Annotated in this window: 1 protein-coding gene; it reads left to right on the top strand. The window is 72.5% G+C overall.

Going from position 1 to position 1,987, the window contains the following annotated elements:
* Positions 1-245: 245 nt before the first annotated feature.
* Positions 246-1,799, top strand: coding sequence for an MFS transporter (locus LCE31_RS39260; RefSeq protein ID WP_225023040.1), 1,554 nt, complete (start codon positions 246-248; stop codon positions 1,797-1,799).
* Positions 1,800-1,987: the final 188 nt, after the last annotated feature.

The raw sequence follows: 1,987 nt of genomic DNA, 5'->3' as shown, positions 1-1,987 counted from the left end.
GATCGGGGGACGGCCGGTGGAGTCGGTCGGTCCTCTCGTCCGGCAGCGCCTCGCCGCGGTGACTCATGCCCGCGAAAGTTATTGATCAATCACTTCTTATGTGCGACGCGGCCATACGGGCCCCGCACGCCAGGCACGGCACATACGCCAGGCACTTACGCCACGTACGGCGCATGTGCCACGTACAGCACATACATCACGCACGTCACGCAGACAACGCTCGTCAATCGATCTGGGGGATCGGCATGAACGAGAGAACCACCAGCAGTACAGACACCTCCGCACACACGGAGCCCGCACCCACAGAACCCACGCCTGCGGAGCCCGGCAGGCGCCGAGCCGGCTGGGCGCTCGCCGTCACGGCCGTCGCCGGCTTCATGGCCGCGCTCGACAACCTCGTTGTCACCACGGCGCTTCCCTCGATCCGCGCGGACCTCGGCGGATCACTGGACGACCTGGAGTGGACGGTGAACGCGTACACGCTCACCTTCGCCGTCCTGCTCATGTTCGGGGCCGCGCTGGGCGACAGGTTCGGCCGGCGCAGACTGTTCGTCGCCGGCATAGCGACCTTCTCGGCGGCTTCCGCGGCGGCGGCACTGTCGAGCGGCGTCGGTCCGCTGATCGCGGCCCGCGCGGTGCAGGGCGTGGGCGCGGCGATCATGATGCCGCTCGCGCTCACCCTTCTCACGGCGGCGGTGCCCGCGGCGCGAAGGGGCGCGTACCTCGGCATCTTCAGCGCGTTCTCCGGGCTCGCGGTCGCCGCGGGGCCCCTGGTCGGCGGCAGCCTCACCGAACACCTGTCCTGGCAGTGGATCTTCTGGCTGAACGTTCCTGTCGGCGTCGTCCTGCTGCCCCTCGCCCGGCTCCGTCTCGCGGAGTCGCGCGGGCCCAGGCCGCGGCTCGATGTGACCGGCACCGTCCTGATCAGCACCGGCCTCTTCGGCATCGTGTACGCGCTCGTCACCGCCAACTCGAACGGTTGGACCAGCGCCCGCGTCCTGCTCGGGCTGATTCTGGGCGCGGTGCTCGTGGGCCTGTTCGTACGGCATTCGAGCACTGATCCGAACGCGATGCTGCCGCTGCGGATGTTCCGGAACCGGACGTTCGCGGGCATCAACGCGGCGTCGCTGCTGATGTTCGTCGGGATGTTCGGCTCGATCTTCCTGCTCAGCCAGTTCCTCCAGGGCGTCCTCGGCTACTCGCCCACCGAGGCCGGCCTGCGGATGCTGCCGTGGACCGCGATGCCGCTGGTCGTCTCGCCGATCGCGGGCGTCCTCCACGACCGCTTCGGCGGGCGGCTCGTCGTCGGCACGGGCCTCGCGCTCCAGGCGGCAGGGCTCGCGTGGTTCGCGGCGGTGATCGCCCCGGGTGTCTCGTACGGGACGCAGCTGCCCGCTCTGATCCTGAGCGGGGTCGGCATGGCGCTGTACTTCGCCCCGGCGGGCGCGCTGGTCATGTCGGGGGTGCGGGAGGGCGACCAGGGCATCGCGTCCGGTGCGAACAACGCGCTGCGCGAGGTCGGCGGCGCGCTCGGGGTGGCGACGCTCGGCGCGGTGTTCTCCGCACGCGGAGGCTACGGCAGCGCCCAGGCGTTCGTGGACGGCACGCGGCCCGCGCTCTGGATCGGCGCGGCCGTGGTGGCCGTGGCGTCGCTGGTGGCCCTGACGGTGCTGGGACGCCACCGCACGACAGCGGAGAACGCGCGGGACGCGCGGAACGCGCAGGAGGAGGCCCCGAGCGCGGAGGCGCGGGGAACGGCCCCCTCGGCGCCGGTCGTGGAGGCGGCCGGCGGCCACTGAGCCCGGGCGGACACCGAGCCGGTAGACCTCGGAGCCGGCGGCCACTGAGCCCTGGAACCGGCTGAGCCGCGGGGCACGCGCAGGAGGTACGGGCAGGGGCGGGACCGGTCACCGGTTCCGCCCCTGCCTCGCGGGGCGGGGCGGGGCGGGGGGGGCGGGGGGGGGGGGGCGGGGGGCCGTTAGCCTTG

It is taken from the genome of Streptomyces sp. 8L, assembly GCF_020176795.1.
GTDB lineage: Bacteria > Actinomycetota > Actinomycetes > Streptomycetales > Streptomycetaceae > Streptomyces.
Note: the sequence above shows the minus strand (reverse complement) of the source record. Positions and strands in the feature narration are given on the sequence as shown.